General features: G+C 58.2%; 14 protein-coding genes. 5 read left to right on the top strand and 9 right to left on the bottom strand.

Annotation, left to right across the window (positions count from 1 at the left end; genetic code table 11):
- Positions 1 to 2: 2 nt before the first annotated feature.
- The gene (gene nhaB / locus PG899_RS02000) at positions 3 to 1,583 is read right to left on the bottom strand and encodes a Na(+)/H(+) antiporter NhaB (protein WP_190284222.1); all 1,581 of its coding nucleotides are present in this window, start codon (positions 1,581 to 1,583) and stop codon (positions 3 to 5) included.
- 333 nt (positions 1,584 to 1,916) lie between these two features.
- Between nhaB and fadR the strand changes: the two genes are divergently transcribed.
- Positions 1,917 to 2,630, top strand: a complete 714-nt coding sequence (fadR, locus tag PG899_RS01995; RefSeq protein ID WP_016350565.1) for a fatty acid metabolism transcriptional regulator FadR — start codon at positions 1,917 to 1,919, stop codon at positions 2,628 to 2,630.
- A 64-nt stretch (positions 2,631 to 2,694) separates the two neighbouring features.
- Here the strand turns inward: fadR and PG899_RS01990 are convergent, their stop codons facing one another.
- From PG899_RS01990 to PG899_RS01975, 4 genes are all read right to left on the bottom strand, one after another.
- Positions 2,695 to 4,212 carry a SpoVR family protein gene (locus PG899_RS01990; RefSeq protein WP_011706275.1) on the bottom strand — a complete coding sequence of 506 codons (1,518 nt, stop codon included), beginning with the start codon at positions 4,210 to 4,212 and terminating at the stop codon, positions 2,695 to 2,697.
- 10 nt (positions 4,213 to 4,222) lie between these two features.
- Positions 4,223 to 5,494 (bottom strand): YeaH/YhbH family protein, encoded by a 1,272-nt coding sequence (locus tag PG899_RS01985; RefSeq protein ID WP_016350566.1) that lies wholly within the window; start codon positions 5,492 to 5,494, stop codon positions 4,223 to 4,225.
- A 23-nt stretch (positions 5,495 to 5,517) separates the two neighbouring features.
- The gene (locus PG899_RS01980; RefSeq protein WP_011706273.1) at positions 5,518 to 7,440 is read right to left on the bottom strand and encodes a PrkA family serine protein kinase; all 1,923 of its coding nucleotides are present in this window, start codon (positions 7,438 to 7,440) and stop codon (positions 5,518 to 5,520) included.
- A gap of 565 nt (positions 7,441 to 8,005) precedes the next feature.
- Positions 8,006 to 9,934 carry a RecQ family ATP-dependent DNA helicase gene (locus PG899_RS01975; RefSeq protein ID WP_190284223.1) on the bottom strand — a complete coding sequence of 643 codons (1,929 nt, stop codon included), beginning with the start codon at positions 9,932 to 9,934 and terminating at the stop codon, positions 8,006 to 8,008.
- 337 nt (positions 9,935 to 10,271) lie between these two features.
- On the opposite strand from PG899_RS01975, the gene sstT reads away from it, so the two are divergent.
- A complete protein-coding gene (sstT, locus tag PG899_RS01970) occupies positions 10,272 to 11,522 on the top strand; it encodes a serine/threonine transporter SstT (RefSeq protein ID WP_190284224.1) in 1,251 nt (416 codons plus the stop codon).
- Positions 11,523 to 11,935: 413 nt separating this feature from the next.
- Here sstT and PG899_RS01965 read toward each other — a convergent pair whose 3' ends face one another.
- The 3 genes from PG899_RS01965 to pabB all read right to left on the bottom strand — a co-directional run bounded on the left by PG899_RS01965 (position 11,936) and on the right by pabB (position 15,350).
- Complete coding sequence (locus PG899_RS01965) at positions 11,936 to 13,234, bottom strand: serine/threonine transporter (RefSeq protein WP_011706270.1); 1,299 nt, start codon at positions 13,232 to 13,234, stop codon at positions 11,936 to 11,938.
- A 215-nt stretch (positions 13,235 to 13,449) separates the two neighbouring features.
- A complete protein-coding gene (locus tag PG899_RS01960) occupies positions 13,450 to 14,016 on the bottom strand; it encodes a CoA pyrophosphatase (protein WP_190284225.1) in 567 nt (188 codons plus the stop codon).
- A gap of 47 nt (positions 14,017 to 14,063) precedes the next feature.
- Complete coding sequence (gene pabB / locus PG899_RS01955) at positions 14,064 to 15,350, bottom strand: aminodeoxychorismate synthase component I (RefSeq protein ID WP_232105308.1); 1,287 nt, start codon at positions 15,348 to 15,350, stop codon at positions 14,064 to 14,066.
- Between the two features lie 296 nt (positions 15,351 to 15,646).
- Here pabB and PG899_RS01950 point away from each other — a divergent pair, with 296 nt between their 5' ends.
- The gene (locus tag PG899_RS01950; RefSeq protein ID WP_190284227.1) at positions 15,647 to 17,170 is read left to right on the top strand and encodes a fumarate hydratase; all 1,524 of its coding nucleotides are present in this window, start codon (positions 15,647 to 15,649) and stop codon (positions 17,168 to 17,170) included.
- Between the two features lie 465 nt (positions 17,171 to 17,635).
- Here the strand turns inward: PG899_RS01950 and PG899_RS01945 are convergent, their stop codons facing one another.
- A complete protein-coding gene (locus PG899_RS01945) occupies positions 17,636 to 18,124 on the bottom strand; it encodes a cell division inhibitor SulA (RefSeq protein WP_190284228.1) in 489 nt (162 codons plus the stop codon).
- Positions 18,125 to 18,357: 233 nt separating this feature from the next.
- Between PG899_RS01945 and PG899_RS01940 the strand changes: the two genes are divergently transcribed.
- Positions 18,358 to 18,555, top strand: a complete 198-nt coding sequence (locus PG899_RS01940) for a DUF4250 domain-containing protein (RefSeq protein WP_005300391.1) — start codon at positions 18,358 to 18,360, stop codon at positions 18,553 to 18,555.
- A gap of 385 nt (positions 18,556 to 18,940) precedes the next feature.
- The gene (locus PG899_RS01935) at positions 18,941 to 21,415 is read left to right on the top strand and encodes a glycogen/starch/alpha-glucan phosphorylase (RefSeq protein WP_011706264.1); all 2,475 of its coding nucleotides are present in this window, start codon (positions 18,941 to 18,943) and stop codon (positions 21,413 to 21,415) included.
- Positions 21,416 to 21,555 lie beyond the last annotated feature (140 nt).

Below are 21,555 nucleotides of genomic sequence, written 5' to 3'. Positions count from 1 at the left end.
CATCAATGCAGGGCGGGCAGCGCCGTCGGCGTGACGTTGTCGAGTACCAACCAGCCAGCCTGATAGAACCAGTCGGTGAGCGGCCCGAGCAGCATCTCTACCGAGAAGAAACCCACCAGTCCCAGCACCAGGGTATAGGGCAGCGCCATCCACACCATGCGCCCGTAGGAGAGGCGCAGCAGCGGTGCCAGCGCCGAGGTCAGCATGAACAGGAAGGCGGCCTGGCCATTGGGAGTGGCCACCGACGGCAGGTTGGTGCCGGTGTTGATGGCCACGGCCAGCAGTTCGAACTGTTCGCGGCTGATGGCGTTGTTGAGCAGCGCCGTCTTCACCTCGTTGATGTAGACGGTACCGACGAAGACATTGTCACTGACCATGGAGAGCAGGCCGTTGGCCAGATAGAAGAGCGCGAGCTGGGCATCCGGCTCGGCGGCCAGCACCCACTGGATCACCGGCTTGAACAGCTGCTGATCGATGATGACTGCGACCACGCTGAAGAAGACGGCCAGCAGGGCGGTAAAGGGCAGCGCCTCCTGGAATGCCTTGCCGAGGGAGTGCTCCTCGGTGATGCCGGTGAGTGAGGTGGCCAGCACGATGACCGACAGGCCGATGAGGCCCACCGCCGCCAGGTGCATGGCCAGCCCCAGGATCAGCCAGAGGGCGATCGCTGCTTGCACTATGAGCTTGGCCTTGTCCTGGGCGGTACGTCCGGCCTCTTCATAGCGGTTGTAATCTTCCATGATGCGGCGTACCGCGTCCGGCAGCTTGGCGCCGTAGCCGAACCAGCGGCACTTTTCGACCAGAACACAGGTGAGCAGACCACAGATGAACACCGGTACCGTGACCGGAGACATGCGAATGGCAAACTCGCCGAAGTTCCAGCCCGCCTGTTCGCCGATGATCAGGTTCTGCGGTTCTCCTACCAGGGTGCAGACACCGCCGAGGGCGGTACCGATGGCGGCATGCATCATCAGGCTGCGCAGGAAGGCGCGAAAATCGTCCAGATGTTGGCGATTGAGTTCGTTGACGGCGTCATCATCGGTGTGATCGTGCGGGTTGCCGAACTCCTTGCCGGAGGAGACCTTGTGATAGATGGCGTAGAAGCCGGTGGCGACGCTGATCACCACGGCGATCACGGTGAGGGCGTCGAGGAAAGCTGACAGGAAGGCGGAGACCAGACAAAATGCCAAGGAAAGCAGGGTCTTGGAGTGGATCCGGATCAGCAGCTTGGTAAACACATAGAGCAGCAGCTGCTTCATGAAATAGATACCGGCCACCATGAAGACCAGCAGCAGCAGTACCTCGATATTGGCCACCAGCTCATGTTTGACCTGCTCGGCCGAGGTCATGCCGATCAACACCGCCTCGATGGCCAGCAGGCCACCGGGTTGCAGCGGATAGCACTTGAGCGCCATGGCCAGCGTGAAGATGAACTCGACGACCAGCAGCCAGCCGGCGATGAAGGGATCAAGGTAAAAGGCGATCGGGTTGATCAGCAGGAATAGAAGAATAGCGGCCTTGTACCACTGGGGCGCATTGCCCAGAAAGTTCCTGGCAAAGGCTTGCCCTAAGCTGATTGGCATAATAGTGGGTCTCTGTGTTGTGGTTGGTATCTGCGTCTATGCAGTCAAGACAGGCTCGACCAGAACATCCGGATGTTGTCCCTTATCAGATTGATTCCTCATGATTTTAATCAAAAAGAGCATTAACTATAAATAACATAGTCGGCCTTGCCCACGAGATTGGCCGTTTTATCGCCAATCGATGGGGTTGGCTGACACCCATCGCTGCAATCAATACATATTTTTAACAAAATGGCCTGCTTATGTGAGCAGAGGACCGACCTTCTGCTTGCCAGCCCTCCCTGCTTTGCTATTATTCGTGAGCCTTTTTACGTACTACAACAGAGTCACTACATGGTCATAAAAGCGCAGAGCCCTGCAGGGTTTGCCGAGGAATATATCATCGAGTCCATCTGGAACAATCGCTTTCCTCCAGGATCCATCTTGCCGGCCGAGCGTGAGCTGTCCGAGCTGATTGGCGTGACTCGAACCACCTTGCGTGAAGTGCTGCAGCGTCTGGCCCGTGATGGCTGGCTCACCATTCAGCATGGCAAACCGACCAAGGTGAACAACTTCTGGGAAACCTCGGGCCTCAACATTCTGGAGACCCTGGCCAGACTGGATCAGGACAAGGTGCCGGATCTGGTGGCCCAGCTGCTGTCGGCGCGCACCAACATCTGCACCATCTTCATTCGTGGTGCGATCCGCAACAATCCGGAGCAAGCCGCCGAGATCCTGCGCGGTGCCGACGCGGTAGAGAACTCCCCGGAAGCCTATGCCGAGTTTGATTATCGCCTGCACCACCAGCTCTCCTTTGCTTCAGGCAACCCGATCTATGCCCTGATCCTCAACGGCTTCAAGGGGCTGTATAGCCGGGTTGGCCGTTACTACTTCTCCGACAAGCAGGCCCGTGAAGCAGCCGATGCCTACTACAAGACCTTGCTGAACCTGGCCGAGACCAAGAATCACGAGGCCGTGTTCATGACGGTACGTCAGTACGGCATCGAGTCAGGCAAGTTGTGGACCCGTCTGCGTCAGGACATGCCGAGCAATCTGTGCGACAACTGATCGTATTCTGATGCAACAAAAACGCGCCGAATGGCGCGTTTTTTTATGGTGGATGGTTGCTTGCTCAAGCCGGTTTTTTCTCTGGGCAACGCCCGATGATATCGGCAGGCAGTTCACCATTGTCCTGCTCCAGCACCACATCGAACCCCCACAACTGGTGCAGATGCTTGAGCACCTCGTGACGGGAGTCACCCAGCGGGATCCGGTTGTGCGGCACGTAGCGCAGCGTCAGCGAGCGATCGCCTTTCACCGCCACGTTGAATACCTGGATGTTGGGCTCCAGGTTGCTCAGGTTGTATTGGGCCGACAAGGTATTGCGCACCTGGCGGTAACCCTCGTCATTGTGGATGGCGGAGACCTTGAGATAGTTCTTCAGATCGTCGTCATCAATGGCAAACAGCTTCATGTCACGCATCACCTTGGGGCTGAGGAACTGGCTGATGAAGCTCTCATCCTTGAAGTTCTGCATGGCGAAATGCAGGGTATCGACCCAGTTGCTGCCGGCGTAATCGGGGAACCAGTATCTGTCCTCCTCGGTGGGGTTCTCGCAGATGCGGCGCAGGTCGGTAAACATGGCAAAGCCGAGAGCGTAGGGGTTGATCCCCGAGTAGTAGCGACTGTTGTAGGGGGGCTGGTAGACCACGTTGGTGTGGCTGTGCAGCACCTCAATCATGAAGCGATCGCTGATCTTGCCCTCGTCATACAGGTGGTTGAGGATGGTGTAGTGCCAGAAGGTGGCCCACCCTTCGTTCATCACCTGGGTCTGCTTTTGCGGATAGAAGTACTGGCTGATCTTGCGCACGATGCGCACTATCTCGCGCTGCCAGGGCTCCAGCAGAGGGGCATTCTTCTCGATGAAATAGAGAATGTTCTCCTGTGGTTCAGCCGGGTAGCGTCTGTCTTCCACCCCGGAGGCCTTGTGCTGCTTGGGCAGGGTGCGCCACAGCTCGTTGACCTGAGTCTGCAGATAGTCTTCCCGTGCCTTCTGGCGCCGCTTCTCTTCGGCCAGCGAGATTTTCTGGGGCCGCTTGTAGCGATCTACCCCGAAGTTCATCAAGGCATGGCAGGAGTCGAGCAGCTTTTCCACCGCATCGATGCCGTGTTTCTCTTCACACTCGGTGATGTAGTTCTTGGCGAACAGCAGATAGTCGATGATGGAGGAGGCATCGGTCCAGGTCTTGAACAGGTAGTTGTTCTTGAAGAAGGAGTTGTGGCCGTAGCAGGCGTGGGCCATCACCAATGCCTGCATCGGCATGGTGTTCTCCTCCATCAGATAGGCGATGCAGGGATCCGAGTTGATGACGATCTCGTAGGCCAGCCCCATCTGGCCACGTTTGTAGTTGCGCTCGGTGTGAATGAAGCGCTTGCCGAATGACCAGTGCTGATAACCGATGGGCATGCCGACGCTGGAGTAGGCATCCATCATCTGCTCTGCCGTGATCACCTCGATCTGGTTGGGGTAGGTATCCAGTCGATAGAACTTGGCGACCCGGGCTATCTCCTGATGGTAAATGTCCAGCAGGTCGAAGTTCCAGTCCGGGCCATCGTCCAGCGGTGCGACTTTTCTTGCGGTTTCTACCATATGACCTCCCTCACGCCGCTTGCTTCTTGAACAGCTCCCGGAATACCGGATAGATATCCTCTACCTTGCGAATGTGTTCCATCGCGAAGTGGGGGAACTCGCTGGCGACCGATTCATATTCGTGCCACAGCGTCTGGTGGGCACGGGTGGTGATCTCGATATAGGAGTAGTACCGTACTCGCGGCATGATGTCCCGCGCCAGGATCTCCCGGCATTGTGGCGAGTCGTCGGCCCAGTTGTCGCCATCCGAGGCTTGCGCCGCATAGATGTTCCACTGATGGGCAGGATAACGCTCGTTGATGATGTCGTTCATCATCTTGAGGGCGCTGGAGACGATGGTGCCGCCGGTTTCCTGGGAGTAGAAGAACTCATGTTCGTCCACCTCCTTGGCCTGGGTATGGTGGCGGATATAGACCACCTCGACGTTTTTGTAGGTCCGGCTAAGAAATAGATAGAGCAGGATGTAGAAACGCTTGGCCATCTCCTTGGTGGCCTGATCCATGGAGCCTGACACGTCCATCAGGCAGAACATCACCGCCTGGCTGGAGGGGACGGGCCGCTTGACGAAGTTGTTGAATTTGAGATCGAAGGTGTCGATGAAAGGCACCGCGTCGATCCGTCTTTTCAGCTCCCTGATCTCCTTCTCGAGCTGGGCTATTTCGGCAAAATGTTCGTTGGGATCTGCCGCCAGCAGGGCCAGCCTGTCTTCCAGCTCATGCAGCTGGCGCTTCTTGCCGGCCTGCAGCGCCATCCGACGGGCCAGCGAGTTTTGCAGCGAACGCACTACGTTGATGTTGGCGGGCACCCCGTTGGAGGTGTAGCCCGCCCGGTAGGTTTTGACTTCCATCAGCTGGTTGAGCTGGGTCTTCTGCAGCCGCGGCAGCTCGAGATCTTCAAACAACAGATCGAGATACTCATCCTTGGAGATCTGGAAGACGAAGTCGTCCGCTCCTTCTCCCTGGTTGGAAGCCTGCCCTTCGCCAGAGCCTTGACCGCCGCCTCCTCCCTTGGGGCGGTCAATCTTGTCGCCGGAGACGAACTGGTCATTGCCGGGATGCACCATCTCCCGTTTGCCGCCTTGCCCCTGATGGAAATGGGGCTCGCCGATATCCTTGGTCGGGATACTGATGCTCTCGCCTGTGTCTACGTCCTGAATGCTGCGCTTGGAGACAGCATCAGAGACCGCTTGTTTGATCTGCTTCTTGTAGCGGCGGATGAAGCGCTGCCGATTGACAGCGCTTTTGTTTTTGCCGTTGAGCCTGCGGTCGATAAAATGCGCCATAACTCCCCCTTGAACAGTCAGGGTCAGGATGACTTGCGTACCCTGAGATACCATTCGGAGAGCAGTCGCACCTGTTTGCGGGTGTAGCCTTTCTCCATCATCCGTTCGACAAAGTTATCGTGCTTCTTCTGCTCCTCGGCTGAGGTTTTGCTGTTGAAGGAGATAACCGGCAGCAGCTCTTCCGTGTTGGAGAACATCTTTTTCTCGATCACGGTGCGCAGCTTCTCGTAACTGGTCCAGTTGGGGTTACGGCCTGCATTGTTGGCCCGGGCACGCAGCACGAAGTTGACGATTTCGTTGCGGAAATCTTTCGGGTTGCTGATCCCGGCAGGTTTCTCAATCTTCTCCAGTTCGCTGTTGAGCGACGCGCGGTCAAACAGCTGGCCGGTCTCGGGGTCACGGTACTCCTGATCCTGGATCCAGAAATCGGCGTAGGTGACGTAGCGGTCGAAGATGTTCTGACCGTACTCGGAGTAGGACTCGAGGTAGGCGGTCTGGATCTCTTTGCCGATGAACTCAACATAACGTGGAGTCAGATAGCCCTTGATGAACTCAAGGTAGCGATCATGCAGCTCTTGCGGGAACTGCTCGCGTTCGATCTGCTGCTCCAGCACATAGAAGAGGTGTACCGGGTTGGCCGCCACTTCCGCGTGGTCGAAGTTGAAGACGCGGGAGAGGATCTTGAACGCGAAGCGGGTCGACAGGCCATTCATCCCTTCGTCCACGCCGGCGTAGTCGCGATACTCCTGATAGCTTTTCGCCTTGGGATCCGTGTCTTTGAGGCTCTCGCCATCATAGACCCGCATCTTGGAGTAGAGGCTCGAGTTTTCCGGCTCCTTGAGGCGTGACAGCACGGAGAACTGTCCCAGCAGTTCAAGGGTGCCGGGGGCGCACTTGGCATCGGTCAGCTCGCTGTTGACCAGCAGCTTCTCGTAGATCTTCACCTCTTCCGACACGCGCAGGCAGTAAGGCACCTTGACGATGTAGACCCGGTCGAGGAAGGCCTCGTTGTTCTTGTTGTTGCGGAACTGCTGCCACTCGGATTCGTTGGAGTGGGCCAGCAGGATGCCGTCGAAGGGCAGGGCGGAGAGCCCCTCGGTCCCGTTGTAGTTGCCCTCCTGGGTGGCGGTCAGCAGCGGGTGCAGCACCTTGATGGGCGCCTTGAACATCTCGACGAACTCCATGATCCCCTGGTTCGCCTTGCACAGCGCGCCCGAGTAGGAGTAAGCGTCGGCATCATCCTGGGCAAAGTGCTCCAGCATGCGGATATCCACCTTGCCGACCAGCGAGGAGATGTCCTGGTTGTTGTCATCGCCCGGTTCGGTCTTGGCGATGGCAATCTGGTCGAGGATGGAGGGATTGACCTTCTCCACCTTGAATTTGGTGATGTCGCCACCAAACTCGTGCAGTCGTTTGGCGACCCAGGGGGACATGATGGGACGCAGATAACGGCGCGGGATGCCGTACTCCTTCTCCAGAATTTCGCCATCTTCTTCAATATCAAAGAGGCAGAAGGGGTGGTCGTTGACCGGTGAACCCTTGATGCGATAGACAGGCACTTTTTGCATCAGGGATTTTAGTTTCTCTGCCAGCGAGGATTTACCACCGCCAACCGGCCCCAGCAGATAGAGGATCTGCTTCTTCTCTTCCAGGCCCTGAGCGGAGTGCTTGAGATAGGAGACAATCTGTTCGATGGCCTCTTCCATGCCGTAGAAATCTTTGAAGGCGGGATAGCGTGCCACGACGCGGTTGGAGAAAAGGCGACTGAGTCTGGGGTTGACCGAGGTGTCGATCATTTCCGGTTCGCCGATGGCGACCAGCAAACGCTCGGCGGCGGAGGCGTAGCAGGATTTGTCCTGCTTACACATATCCAGAAATTCCTGGATGGTGTATTCCTCTTCCCTGGCTTTCTCATATCGCTGTTGATAATGCTCGAAGATGCCCATAACTTTGCCCTCGTTATAGTCGCTTACCCTGAAAAGAGTGGATCACTACTTTTGTTCTGTTTACCTCATTAAGCCTAGTCAACAGCCCCCAGTAATCCATCACCAACTATTGGTTTAAATTTGCAAGGGTACTTCCCGACCCAATGCGGGAAGGCGCAATCAGTGACACACCTATGTTACTGACTGTTAAATTATTTTTGCCACGATAGTGAGGTAAATGTCAAAGACATAAAAAATAAATGTTTGTCAGAAAATGGAAATGACATCGTGTTTATTTGGGAGACTGGCTGCAGCACAGACGGGGCAAGGGGCAGGGCATAGACGAGACGAACCGGCATTACGTTTACGTGCACGGAAAGTGTTTTGTTTGGTGTTTTAGCTCTAATTTTTACATTGACGCTACATTGCGACTGCTCTAGATTGGCCCTGTGTCAGGCAGTCAGCGCTTTAGCAAGAGAGTGGCTGGTTGCTGATACAAAGCTCTGTTTAAGCACGTTTCCGTTGGCTTGACCCTCGCAGATGCGAGGGTCTTATTTTTTTGGGCTCTACCCGATGTTTAGGCCGCTTATTCCTGTTGGCGAGCGGCATAAATGTTGGATACGGCCGCCAGCACATCGGCAAAGGGGTGGGACGCCAGCTGGCCGAATCCAGCCAGGCTTCTGGCCTTGAGCCGGGTGGTGAGCGGGGTGGTGATGCCGCACAGGAAACGCGTCAGGATGCGGGGATCCCGACTGTGACACAGGGCCACCAGTGGATCGCACCAGGCTCTGAGCCCCTGTTCATTGGGGAGTGTCCGGCTGGGTAAGGAGGGAAGCTGTGCCACCTCTCCCCGACAGACTGAGCAGTGCCCGCAATGGGTGGGCGCGGCCTGATCGGCAAAGTAGCGGGCCAGCTCATGGCTCAGGCAACTGCTAGAGGTAAAGAACCCCAGCAATGCTTGCAGACGCGCCAGCTCGCTTTGCTCTTTCTTTTCAAACAGTGAGTGCAGCTGATCGGCCAGCGGTGCTATGTCCAGATCTTGTTGCAGCACCCGATAAACCTCGGTCATCTGCTTGCTCTCCAGCTCAATCCAGCCTTGCTGCTGCAGGTAATCCAGCGCGGCAGCGGCCCGCGACCGCTCCCCCTGATAACCCTGCCAGAGCGCCTCGAAGTCCATGGTGCACCAGCTGCGCGCCTGCGGAGCATTGGCGAACACTTGCTCCAGAAACTGGCGTCGCGCCGGATTGAACCGGGCCAGGATGTCGGCCTTGTCCAGCACGAACTTGAAGCGATACTCGGCAAAATAGCTGTAGGCCGGCGCTATGATGCCCGCCATCTCCAGGTAGACCAACAGGGTCTTGAGCGGCAGCTGGCGGATATTGGTGTCGTTGGAGAGGCGCAGCAAGCCAAATTCCCATTCGCTGCCGCTTTGCTGCAGGATCTCGAGCAAGGTGACGATGGCCGCTCTGTCCGGGGTGTCGCCATAGACGAAGTTTTCCAGCACCGGCAACTGGCTGCGATTGGCCAGTACCACGCAGCGGGAAGGCAGACCATCCCGACCGGCGCGGCCTATCTCCTGACTGTAGTTTTCGATGGATTTGGGCAGATCGTAATGGATCACCCGGCGAATATCGGCCTTGTCGATCCCCATACCGAAGGCGATGGTCGCCACGATGCAGTCCAGCTTGCCGGCCATGAAGTCGTGCTGGATCTGGCTGCGCAGGGTGGCATCGAGCCCGGCGTGATAGGCGCGCGCCCTGATCCCGGCTTGTTGCAAGCGGGCGGCGCACTGCTCTGCGGTGTGCTGCAGGGTGACATAGATGATGGTCGGTGCGGCAGGGTCACGAGCCAGCTCGGCATGCAGCCAGCCATCGCGAGCCTCGTCAGGCAGCGGTACCACGGCCAAGTCCAGGTTGGCGCGATAAAAGCCGGTGACGATGAGCCCCTCATCCTCGATCTCGAATTTGGCCTGCATGTCGGCCATGACCGCCGGAGTGGCGGTGGCCGTCAGCAGCAACACCTGCGGGATCTGCAATTCACGGCGGTAATCCGGCAGCTTGAGATAGTCGGGGCGAAAGTTGTGGCCCCACTCCGAAATGCAGTGGGCCTCGTCCACCACCAGCATCGACAGCGGCACCTGTTGGATGAAACGGCGAAAGCGTTCGTTCTTGAGCCGCTCTACCGAGATCATCAGGATCTTGAGCTGGCCATCGCTGGCCTGCTGCATCACCCGGCGGCTCTCTTCCGGGGTCAGGCTCGAGTCGAGGGTGGCGGCGGCGATCCCTTTGCTGCGAAGGAAGGCGAGCTGATCGTGCATCAGCGCGATCAGCGGCGAGATCACCAGGGTCAGATGGGGCAGGGCAAGCGCCGGCAACTGATAACAGAGGGACTTGCCGGAGCCGGTGGGGAAGATGGCGGCGGCACTCTGGCCGGCCAGTAATCGGCTGATCACCGCCTCCTGTCCCGGTCTTAACCGATCGAAGCCGAAGTGACGGGTCAACAGGGATGAGATCATGGCAGGGCTCCAGCGCAAAAACCGTCATGATACCACCGCCGGGGAGTGTCTGGATGGCCACGCGAGGGAAAACGGCATCCATTTGAATGCTGTTGATATTGTGTTATCACATTGTTGTGGTTTTTTTGTGAGGTAAACCGGATATTTTTCAGTGATTATATGGAAAAAAGCGGTTGCAGATGGGATATTCCTTGTCCGCAACCCCGTGTGTTACCGGACAGGCTCAACAGAAGGCTTGCCGGGGCAGATGACGTCAGCCGTGACATGGGTGTCGCCTGGCGTAGCGGTTGCCAACAGGACTAATGATTCACGCACTTCGGTGCTCAGGGACTATTTGATGACACAACAACACCCCCTCGTAAGACTGGTCAACAGTACCAGCCTGGTTAGCCAGATCCTGGTCGGTCTGGTCTTCGGTATCCTCCTTGCCATGTTCATGCCGGAATGGGCCAAAACAGCGGGTCTGCTCGGCAGCCTGTTCGTTGGCGCCCTGAAGGCGGTCGCCCCGCTGCTGGTCTTTGTACTGGTCATGGCTGCGATCATCGGCCACAAGCAGGGCCAGAAGACCAACATGAAACCGATCCTGCTGCTCTATCTGCTGGGTACCTTCCTGGCTGCTGCGGTCGCCGTCGTGGCCAGCTTCCTGTTCCCCTCCAACCTGCATCTGGTGGCCAACAGTGCCGAGATCACCCCGCCGGGCGGCATCACCGAGGTACTGCAGACCCTGCTGTTCAACGTGGTGACCAACCCGGTCAAGGCGCTGCTGGATGCCAACTACATCGGCATTCTGGCCTGGGCCATCGGCCTTGGCATCGCCATGCGCCACGCCAGCGAGGGGACCAAGGCAGTGATCACCGACCTGTCCCACGGTGTCTCCACCATCGTGAAAGCGGTGATCCGCTGCGCGCCGCTGGGTATTCTGGGCCTGGTTGCCTCCACCCTGGCGGAAACCGGTTTTGACGCCCTGTTCGGCTATGCCCAACTGCTGGTGGTGCTGATCGGCTGCATGCTGTTCATCGCCTTCGTGGTCAACCCGTTGATCGTGTTCTGGAAGATCAAACGCAACCCCTATCCGCTTGTGCTGACCTGCCTGAAAGAGAGCGGCGTGACCGCCTTCTTTACTCGCAGCTCCGCCGCCAACATCCCGGTCAATATGGCGCTGGCCGAGAAACTGCGCCTGCCGGAAGACACCTATGCGGTCTCCATCCCGCTGGGTGCCACCATCAACATGGCCGGTGCCGCCATCACCATTACCGTGCTCTCCATGGCGGCGGTACACACCCTGGGGATGGAAGTGGATCTGGCGACCGCCATTCTGCTCTCCGTGGTCGCCACCATCAGTGCCTGTGGCGCGTCCGGCGTGGCCGGCGGCTCCCTGCTGCTGATCCCGCTGGCGTGCAGCCTGTTTGGCATCAGCAACGACATCGCCATGCAGGTGGTCGCCGTGGGCTTCATCATCGGGGTACTGCAGGATTCTGCAGAGACGGCTCTCAACAGCTCCACCGACGTGCTGTTTACCGCCGCGGCCTGCATGGCCGAAGATGAAACCCTGCTGGATGCCGCGCCGATGCCCAACAGCGAAGCCTGATAGCACCGCCTTCACCGCACTGAAAACGCCCTCATTCGAGGGCGTTTTTTATTGTCTGGTGGTCTGGGGGCTGGTCCGGTCTGCATCTGCAGGAGATTAGGGGGGAGGATGAAGTTGATGCAGTGGGCGCATCAAGAGCCCGGATGAACGCCTTGCCAGGCAGGCGGTGTGGCACCGGCTTGTATAAGCTGCCCGCGTAACGGGCTGGCCAATTGCCGGTTGCCGTTCGAGGGGGATGACGAGATAAGAGGGGAATAGGAGGGATGGGGAGCTGGGCCGGTGTTTGCGAGTGGCGCGTCGGCCAACATGCCTGTGCATGCTCGCCTGCTGGAGAGCCATCATCCGCTGCTGTTGGCACCATAAAAAATGCCAGCCGGTTACCCGGCTGGCATTGTTGCTGGCATGGCCGAGTGTCAGCCGAGCAGTTGGTAGAGGATGGCGGAGATGGCCGTCATCCCCATCACAGCCACGAAGACGTTGCTGATATGGCCCTGATACTTCGCCATGGCCGGTACGCGCTTGATGGCGTACATCGGCATGATGAACAAGATGGTGGCGATGATGGGGCCGCCCATTGACTCGATCATGCCGAGGATGGAGGGGTTGATCACCGCGGTGCCCCACAGGGTCAGGATGAAGAAGGCGATGATGAACATCTCGACCTTCTTGTGGTTCGGCTCCTTGCCGGACTTGCGCAGGTTCTGGACGATCATCCCCTTCAGGCCTTCACGGGCACCCAGGTAGTGGCCGAAGAAGGAGGAGACGATGGCCACGAATGCTACCAGCGGGCCGAAGTAGGAGATTATGGGGCTGGCGTGCTGGTTGGCCAGGTAGGAGAGCACGGCGATGTTCTGAGACTTGGCTTCTGCCAGCTGCGCCGGGGTCAGGCTCATCACGCAGGAGAAGACGAAGAACATCACGAAACCGAGCAGGATGGTGGCGGTGCGCTTGAGGATGGCGTCAGACTTCTCGACCGCGTGCTCGCCGTGATCGCGGCGCTGGGCCAGCGAGAAGCTGGAGATGGCCGGGCTGTGGTTGAAAGAGAACACCAGCACCGGAATGGTCAGCCACAGAGTAATGGCAAAGTCTTTGCCGGACGGCATCTGGGAGAGGGCCGCGCCGGTCCAGTCCGGGATGAGATAGAAGGAGATCCCCACCAGGATGGCGATGAGCGGGTAGACCAGGAACTCGGTCACCTTCAGCATCAGTTTTTCACCGGCCAGCATCACCGACATCATGCCCATGATCAGCACGATGGAGAGGATCCAGCGCGGGGGCGCCGTCATCTGCAACTGGTTGACCATGAAGCTCTCAACCGTGTTGGTGATGCCCACCCCGTAGATCAGCACGATGGGGTAGATGGCGAAGAAGTAGAGCAGGGTGATCAACTTGCCGGCACCCACGCCGAAGTGCTCTTCCACCACTTCCGTGATGTCGGCATCGGGTCTGCTGGAGGAGAGTACGAAGCGGGCGAGGCCGCGGTGGGCCAGGTAGGTCATGGGGCCGACCAGCAGCGCCATCACCACCAGTGGCCAGAAGCCACCCATGCCGGCGTTGATGGGCAAAAACAGAATGCCGGCGCCGACGGCGGTGCCGAACAGGCTGATCACCCAGCTGGTGTCTTGTTTGGTCCAACCACGCGATTGGATGGAGCGGGTTCCTTGCTCCTGTGAGGTCGCAACGTCCTGTGCGCCGGTGACAGTATTAGACATGTGTCTCACCCCGAATTGTGGTTTTTATTGAATCGGCGCAAGGATACGGTTTTTTTAATCAAAAATGTTGATCAAATTCACCTTTATGGGGCTCAAACCCGCATTCTTTTGTGGAAATGTGATCGAAAGAAGAATTAATCAATTATTTTTTATAAAAACCTGCGTTAGTTTAATGTTAATGCGCGAATGTTGCACAACCTTTTGTAGGCAAAATGTTATATGGCAAGTTGCCGATAGAGTTGGCGGATCATGCTGGCGGTGGCGCCCCAGATGAAGTGGTGCTGCCAGGGGATCCAGTAGATGGTGTGCAGGTGATCGGCTCTGGGAATGGTGAGCGCGATATGGTGGCGTGGATCCAGCAGGTGGTTGAGCGGCACTTCGAAAGCCTGGTCGACCTCGTCCCGGCTCAGGGTGAGCTGATAGTCGGCCGTGACCAGCCCCAGCACCGGCAGCACGTCGTATTGGGAGACGGTGTTGAGGGGCGTGAGGGTACCCAGCACCTCTATCTGGGCAGGGACTATGCCGAGCTCTTCCTGGGTTTCCCGCAGCGCCGTGTGGATCAGGTCCCGGTCGTCCGGATCCTGTCTGCCGCCGGGGAAGCTTATCTGCCCTGCGTGGTGGCGCAGGTGCGGGCTGCGCCGGGTCAGCAGCAGTTGCAGGCCGTCGGCCCGCTCGACCAGCGGTAGCAGCACGGCGGCGGGCTTGAGCCCGTCCACCGTCAGCCGGTGGGCGGGGGCGGGGCGTTGCAATAAAAAGCGGGTCAGCAGTTCGGCACGTTCCATCTCGATTCTTCTTCGCTCCAGTTGCTGTAATCCATTTTGTCAGGCTTTCAACGCAGTGTGTCCAGCAGCGGCAGAATGCGGGCCACCTTGTCATAGGTCTCCTGATATTCGTCGTCCACGTCGGAGTCGGCAATGACGCCGCCACCGGCCCAGCAGTGGAGCTGGCCCTGTGCGGCGATCAGGGTGCGGATGCAGATGCTGGTATCCATGCGGCCATGCTGGCTCAGATAGCCGATGCTGCCGCAGTAGGCGTTGCGCCGTTGGGGCTCCAGCTCTTCGATGATCTCCATGGCCCGGATCTTGGGGGCGCCGGTGATGGAGCCGCCAGGGAAACAGGCGCGCAGCAGGTCCACCGCCTGCCACTGCGCGTCCAGCTCGCCGTGGATGGTGGACACCAGGTGATGCACCGCCGGAAAGGACTCTACCGCAAACAGGCTGGGCACGCTGACCGAGCCGGGCCGACTCACCCGGCCGATGTCGTTGCGCAGCAGATCCACGATCATCAGATTTTCCGATCTGTCCTTGTCGGCGCCAGCCAGCTCCAGGGCGCTGGCTTGATCTTGCTCCGGGTCGGCCAGCCGCGGGCGGGTGCCCTTGATGGGCTTGGTCTCGATATGGCGCTGGTCGAGCAACAGGAAGCGCTCGGGGGAGAGGCTCAATATCGCGCCCTGCGGCAAGCGCAGGAAGGCCGAGAAGGGGGCACGGTTGGCCTGTGACAGCGCCTGATAGGCCTGCCACTCGTCGCCCCGATAGGGCGCGCTGAAGCGCTGGGTCAGGTTGATCTGATAGCAGTCCCCGGCGGCCAGATAGGCCTGGACCTTGGCAAACTTGTCACCGTATTGCGCGCGGCTCATGTTGCTCTGCCATTTTCCCTGCAAGGCAAAGGGCTCAGTGGCGGTTGCCTGCTGCGCCTCAAGCCACTGCAGGCGGCGGACAAGGCCGGCCTCATCGCCCCAGTGCACCAGCTGCCACTGGCCCGTTGCCACGTCCCGCAGCAGGGCCCAGTCATAGATGCCGACCGCCATTTCCGGGATGGTCACGTCACGGGCAGCCAGGCTTGGCAGACGCTCGAAACGGCGGCCCAGATCATAGCCAAACAGGCCGAGTGCACCGCCGATGAAGGGCAGGTGCGTCGCTTGACTGATGACCTCTCCCAGCAGGGCGTGCTGGCGTTGGGCCAGCAGCATCAACGGATCATCTTCACTGGATTCGTGCTGATCTCCCTGCGCGATGCGGGTCAGCGCTCCCTCGGTCTGCAAAGTGGCCAGCGGATCGGCGGTGATGATGTCAAAGCCGTTGTCCGCTCCCAGCGGGCCGGCGGATTCCAGCAACATGGCCCAGGGCAGATGATGAAGGCGTGCGAACAGGGCATGGAGCGCCGTCTGGTGATCAAAATGGTGGATATGCAACGTTGGTTTCATTTTTTGTTACACAGGCAACAGTTTACAGCCTGCTCCCTAGCCGGTACGGGGGTGGCAAGCGTATCATAGCAGCCGGAATTTTTAGAAAAAACACGCCGTTGTCTTATCGGGCCGACAGGCAAGCCGCCTGGCACCACCCCACCGAAGCACGGCTCATATGGAAGCCCTTGCTCTGCATCGCGCCGGAGACAAGGACCAGTGAGGATGATATGAGCATCATTAAAAAACAGGATTTTATCGATTCCATCGCCGACGCCCTGCAGTACATCTCCTACTACCACCCCCTCGATTTCGTGCAGGCCGCCAAGGCTGCCTATGACCGCGAGATCAACCCGGCCGCCAAGGACGCCCTGGCCCAGATCCTGATCAACTCCCGCATGTCCGCTGAAGGGCATCGCCCCCTGTGTCAGGATACCGGCATCGTCACCTGCTTCGTCAAGATTGGCATGCAGGTACAGTGGGACAGCGACATGACGGTGCAGGAGATGGTGGATGAGGGCACCCGCCGTGCCTACACCAATCCGGACAACCCGCTGCGCGCCTCCGTGCTGGCCGACCCTGCCGGCAGCCGCAAGAACACCAAGGACAACGCCCCGGCCGTGGTGCACATCGACATGATCCCGGGTGACAAGGTGGAAGTGAGCATTGCGGCCAAGGGCGGCGGCTCCGAGAACAAGTCCAAGATGGTGATGCTCAACCCCTCCGACGACGTGGTGGAGTGGGTACTCAAAACCGTGCCGACCATGGGGGCCGGCTGGTGTCCACCGGGCATGCTGGGGATCGGCATCGGCGGTACCGCCGAGAAGGCAGCTGTACTGGCCAAAGAGGCCCTGATGGAGCATATCGACATCCAGGAGCTGATCGCCCGTGGTCCGGAGACCACCGAAGAGAAGCTGCGGGTTGAACTCTATGACAAGGTCAACAAGCTGGGGATCGGTGCCCAGGGGCTCGGCGGTCTCACTACCGTGCTGGATGTGAAGGTAAAATCTGCGCCGACCCACGCTGCCTCCAAGCCGGTGGTGATGATCCCCAACTGCGCAGCGACCCGTCACGTGCACTTCGAACTGGATGGCTCCGGCCCGGCCGAGCTGACCCCGCCGAAGCTGGAAGATTGGCCGGAGATCACCCGCTCGGCCGGCGGCAACGTGCGCCGTGTCAATGTCGACGGCATCACCAAGGCAGAGCTTGCCAGCTGGAAGAGCGGGGATACCGTGCTGCTCTCCGGCAAGATCCTGACCGGTCGCGATGCCGCTCACAAACGTATTGCCGACATGCTGAAAAAAGGCGAGGGGATGCCGGAAGGGGTCGACTTCACCGACCGTTTCATCTATTACGTCGGCCCGGTCGATGCCGTGCGTGACGAAGTGGTCGGCCCGGCCGGCCCGACCACTTCCACCCGGATGGACAAGTTCACCGACATGATGCTGGGAGAAACCGGCCTCATCGGCATGATCGGCAAATCCGAGCGAGGCCCCAAGACCGTCGAGAGTATCAAGCAGCACCAGGCTGTCTATCTGATGGCCGTCGGCGGGGCCGCCTATCTGGTGGCCAAGGCGATCAAGAAGGCGCGGGTAGTGGCCTTTGCCGACCTGGGTATGGAAGCCATCTATGAGTTCGAGGTGGAAGACATGCCGGTAACCGTGGCGGTCGACTCTCAGGGCAACAATATCCATGAGACAGGCCCGGCTTACTGGTCTGCCAAGATTGCCGAGCTCGACGGCAAGCTGGCGTGAGCGAAAGTTGTTTGATGGCTGTTCACGCGTGCTCTTGAGACTTGTCTCGAGGCACAGCGTGAGCGGACACGGCGCGTGACTGTTATCGATACCACCGTTATACCACTGCAGCCATAGCAGACAGAACGAAGGCGACCCAGGGTCGCCTTCTCTTTTGGCCTGCGTGCAGTCGACTGAGTCATGCCAACTACCAACTACCAACTACCAACTACCAACTACCAACTACCAACTACCAACTACCAACTACCAACTACCAACTACCAACTGTGCTCAGTGCGCGGGCTCTGCGCCTTGCTTTCAATGCCGGCCTCCACTTCCCTCTGTTGGCAGGCACTTGCCGCTGTTGTCTGATGGCTGCAGGGCTCTTGTCACTGAGTGATTGCTGGGCTGTTCAGCGCTTACCGAAAAGCCCGTTCAACTCACCAGCCAATCCGACAAGGTGTCTCCTCGCACTCTTGGCACCTGTCAGTGGTTGAGATAGACATCCTGCCCGCCATAGACCAGTGAACCACTGTGGACAGGAGAGGATGTGGCCGGCTCGAAGAAACGGGTCAGTACCCCGCAGCGTTGTCCCAACTTGCTCAACTTGGCGCGATCCAGCATGACCTGCTCCGGCAGCCAGGTCAGCACGGCGGCGCAGCGGCCGTTGCCCAGACTCTGTTCCAGCGTACGCTGCCAGTTTTTGATCTTGGGGCTATGCACCACCAATACTCTGGCGGGATTGATCCCCTGTGCCTGCAACTGCTTGGCTACTGGCAGACCGGGTGGTGCAATCAACAGGATCCAGCCGGTATCGCCATGGCTCAGTCTCACCAGCTCATCAAGCAGCGGGGCTTCATGGGCAATCGTTGCGCTGTAACGCTCATCGTCCCTGTTGCCTTGATGCCGGGTGGGCCAGGGATTGCTCATACCGGCTGAGGTGGTGACCGGGGGCTGACTCATGGGCTGGCTCATATGTTTGTCCTGTATGAATAACCATGCTGTATGTGCATACAGTAGTTGCTGTTGATGCCAGTGACAAGCCATTTGTGGTCAAAAATGTGATCGAATTGGTAGTGATTTGATCTATGGTATTGATTATAAAGATTATTTATTTGATGTTGGTGGTGGGTGTTTTTTCGCCTATGGACAAAGCAGAAGGGGACGCCCATGGTTATACAGTATGTCTTGCACAGAGGAGAGATGAGATGGACGTCAGTACCTTGCAACGACTGGATGCCAATATCCTGCTCGGGATCATCAACGAGAAGCTGCGGCTGGAGTGTGACGGGCTGGAAGAGTTGCTGGCCTACTACGACATGACGGAAGATCAGCTGGCTACCCGCTTATTGCAGATAGGCTATCACTATGACCCCATGAGCAACCAGTTCAAGGCCCATGGCTGACCCGCAGAAATCAACCGAACAGCCTTGGTCTTTGCTTTTGATGAACAGCGCACATTGAAATCGTTTTCAATGTGCGCTGAATTTTCAGTTATTTTCAAGGATTTTCAGCGCTTGGCAATCATTGAAAACCTATTCACGTATTTATATTTTCATTAAGAGATTAACTGTATGATTTTTAATGAAATTAAAGATTCATAATGGCAGGTTTCAGGAAAGGGTTTTCAAGCTTGAACTGTCATTTTTATGCGTTAAAGTGTGACTTGCGTTAACTTTTAAACCAGCGGCTTTAGCTAGTATGCCCACGCCGGAACATATTCTGAGATAACAACAGCGCCGGTCCCTGATGGGATAACAATTTATTATTCTGTAACGAAGGAAATGGTTTATGGCTACCAAGAAGAAGACAGACCAGGATCTCCAACTGGATAAAGATCAGCTCAAGGCGAGTATCGTGCGTCACCTGCGTTCTACCTTGGGTACAAGCGAACAGAAAGCCTCGCCAGAAGCGTGGTGGAAAGCGACCGCAGCCGCCGTCAACGAACAGGTGTACGAGCGCCTGACCCGTACTCAGCAGACTCACTTCAAGAAAGATACTCGTGCGATTCACTATCTCTCTGCTGAATTCCTGATGGGGCGTTTGACCTCCAACAACCTGCACAACCTCTCTCTATACAAAGTTTGCGAAGAGGCGCTGGGTGAACTCGGTCTGGAACTGACCGATCTGTGTGAACAAGAGCCCGACATGGCGCTCGGCAACGGCGGTCTGGGCCGTCTGGCCGCCTGCTTCATCGATTCCCTGGCGACCCTGAACTACCCGGCGGTCGGTTATGGTATCCACTACGAGCACGGCCTGTTCCGTCAGGAAATTCAGGATGGTCGCCAGATTGAGCGTCCCGACTCCTGGCGTGAATATGGCAACCCCTGGGAGATCTGCCGCCCGGAATCCGTGCAGGAGATCCCGCTCTACGGCTATGTGGAGACCGTCTTTGGCGACAACGGTGGCCTCAAGAAGGTGTGGCACGCCGGCCGCAAGATCAAAGGAGTGCCTTGGGATATCCCGGTGGTCGGTTTTGGCGGTCATACCGTCAACATCCTGCGCCTGTGGGAATCCCGCGCCTCCGAGTTCTTTGACTGGGACGTGTTCAACGCCGGTGGCTATATCGATTCCCAGGCGGAGAAAGCCCAGGCCGAGACCATCTCCAAGGTGCTCTATCCGAACGATGAGACCGATGCGGGCAAAGAGCTGCGCCTGATCCAGCAGTACTTCTTCTGTGCCTGCTCCATCAAGGACATCATGCGTCGCTACAAGCGGGTGCATGGTGCCGACTTCAGCAACTTTGCCGCCCAGATTGCCATCCAGCTCAACGATACCCACCCGACCGTGGCCATCCCGGAACTGATGCGGGTGCTGGTGGACGAAGAGGGGCTGACCTGGGACGCGGCCTGGGCCATCAGCTATCAGGTCTTCTCCTACACCAACCACACCCTGCTGCCGGAAGCGCTGGAGAAGTGGTCGGTCAGTTTGTTCGAGAAGGTGCTGCCCCGTCATCTTGAGGTGATTTACGAGATCAACGCCCGCTTCCTGAGCGAGCTGGTTGAGCCCAAGTGGCCGGGTAACGATGCCATCAAGGCCAAGCTCTCGATCATCGAAGAGGGTGATGTGCGCAAGGTGCGCATGGGCAACCTGTGCGTCATCGGCTCCTCCAAGGTCAACGGTGTGGCCGAGATCCACTCCAAGCTGGTGAAGGAAGACTTGTTCCCCGAGTATGCCGAGCTGTGGCCCCAGAAGATGTGCAACGTCACCAACGGGGTGACCCCGCGTCGCTGGCTGCTGGCTTGCAACCCGGAACTGGCCGAGCTTTACAACGAGGTGGTGGGCAAAGAGTGGCCGCTGCAGCTCGACAAGCTGCGCAGCGTGGTCAAATTTGCCGACGACAAGGCATTCCAGCAGCAGTTCATGACCATCAAGCGCCACAACAAGGAGAAGCTGGTCAAGGTGATCAAGGCCGAAACCGGCATCGAGGTGAGCTCGGAGGCGATCTTTGACGTCCAGATCAAGCGTCTGCACGAGTACAAGCGTCAACAGCTGAACCTCATCCATATCATGGCGCTCTACCGTCGCCTGCTGGCCAACCCCGACTATGACATGCACCCGCGGGTGTTCATCTTCGGCTCCAAGGCGGCGCCCGGTTACAAGCTGGCCAAAGACATCATCTACGCCATCAACAAGCTGGCGGAGCGGGTTAACAACGATGCGCGCATCCAGGGCAAGCTGAAAGTGGTGTTCATGCCGAACTACCGCGTGAGCCTGGCCGAGAAACTGATCCCGGCGGCTGATGTCTCCGAGCAGATCTCCACCGCCGGCTATGAAGCCTCCGGTACCGGCAACATGAAGATGGCGCTCAACGGTGCCATCACCATCGGCACGCTGGACGGCGCCAACATCGAGATCGCCGAAGAGGCGGGAGCCGAGAACTGCGCCATCTTTGGTCTGAACGTGGACGAGGTGAAGGCATTGAAGGGCCGCGGCTACAACCCGTACGACTTCTACTATGCCAACTCCGAGCTCAAGGCCGTGCTGGACTGGTTTGATACCGACTACTTCACGCCGGGTCGTCCGGGTGAGCTCTCCTCCATCAAGCGCTCCTTGCTGGAAGGGGGGGATCCCTACCTGACCCTGGCCGATTTCGCCTCCTACTCGGAAGCCCACAAGCTGATCGATACCTGGTATCGGGATCCGGCCCTGTGGGCGAAGAAGGCCATCATCAACTCGGCCACCATGGGCAAGTTCAACTCCGATCGTTCCATCCAGGACTATGTGGATCGCATCTGGCAACTGAAACCCTGCAGCATCGGCTGATGAGACGGTAAACCAGCAAACCCCCGCCATGCGGGGGTTTTTTATTTTGGGTGGGCGGTGTTGGTGATGGGGGATTGCGGAAAAGAGAGCACAAGAGGGAGACGTCAAACCAGAGCCGCCATAGTACGACTCTTTTAGGT

The sequence above is a fragment of the Aeromonas sp. QDB39 genome (assembly GCF_027707585.1).
GTDB classification, from domain to species: domain Bacteria; phylum Pseudomonadota; class Gammaproteobacteria; order Enterobacterales; family Aeromonadaceae; genus Aeromonas; species Aeromonas hydrophila.
Note: the sequence above shows the minus strand (reverse complement) of the source record. Positions and strands in the feature narration are given on the sequence as shown.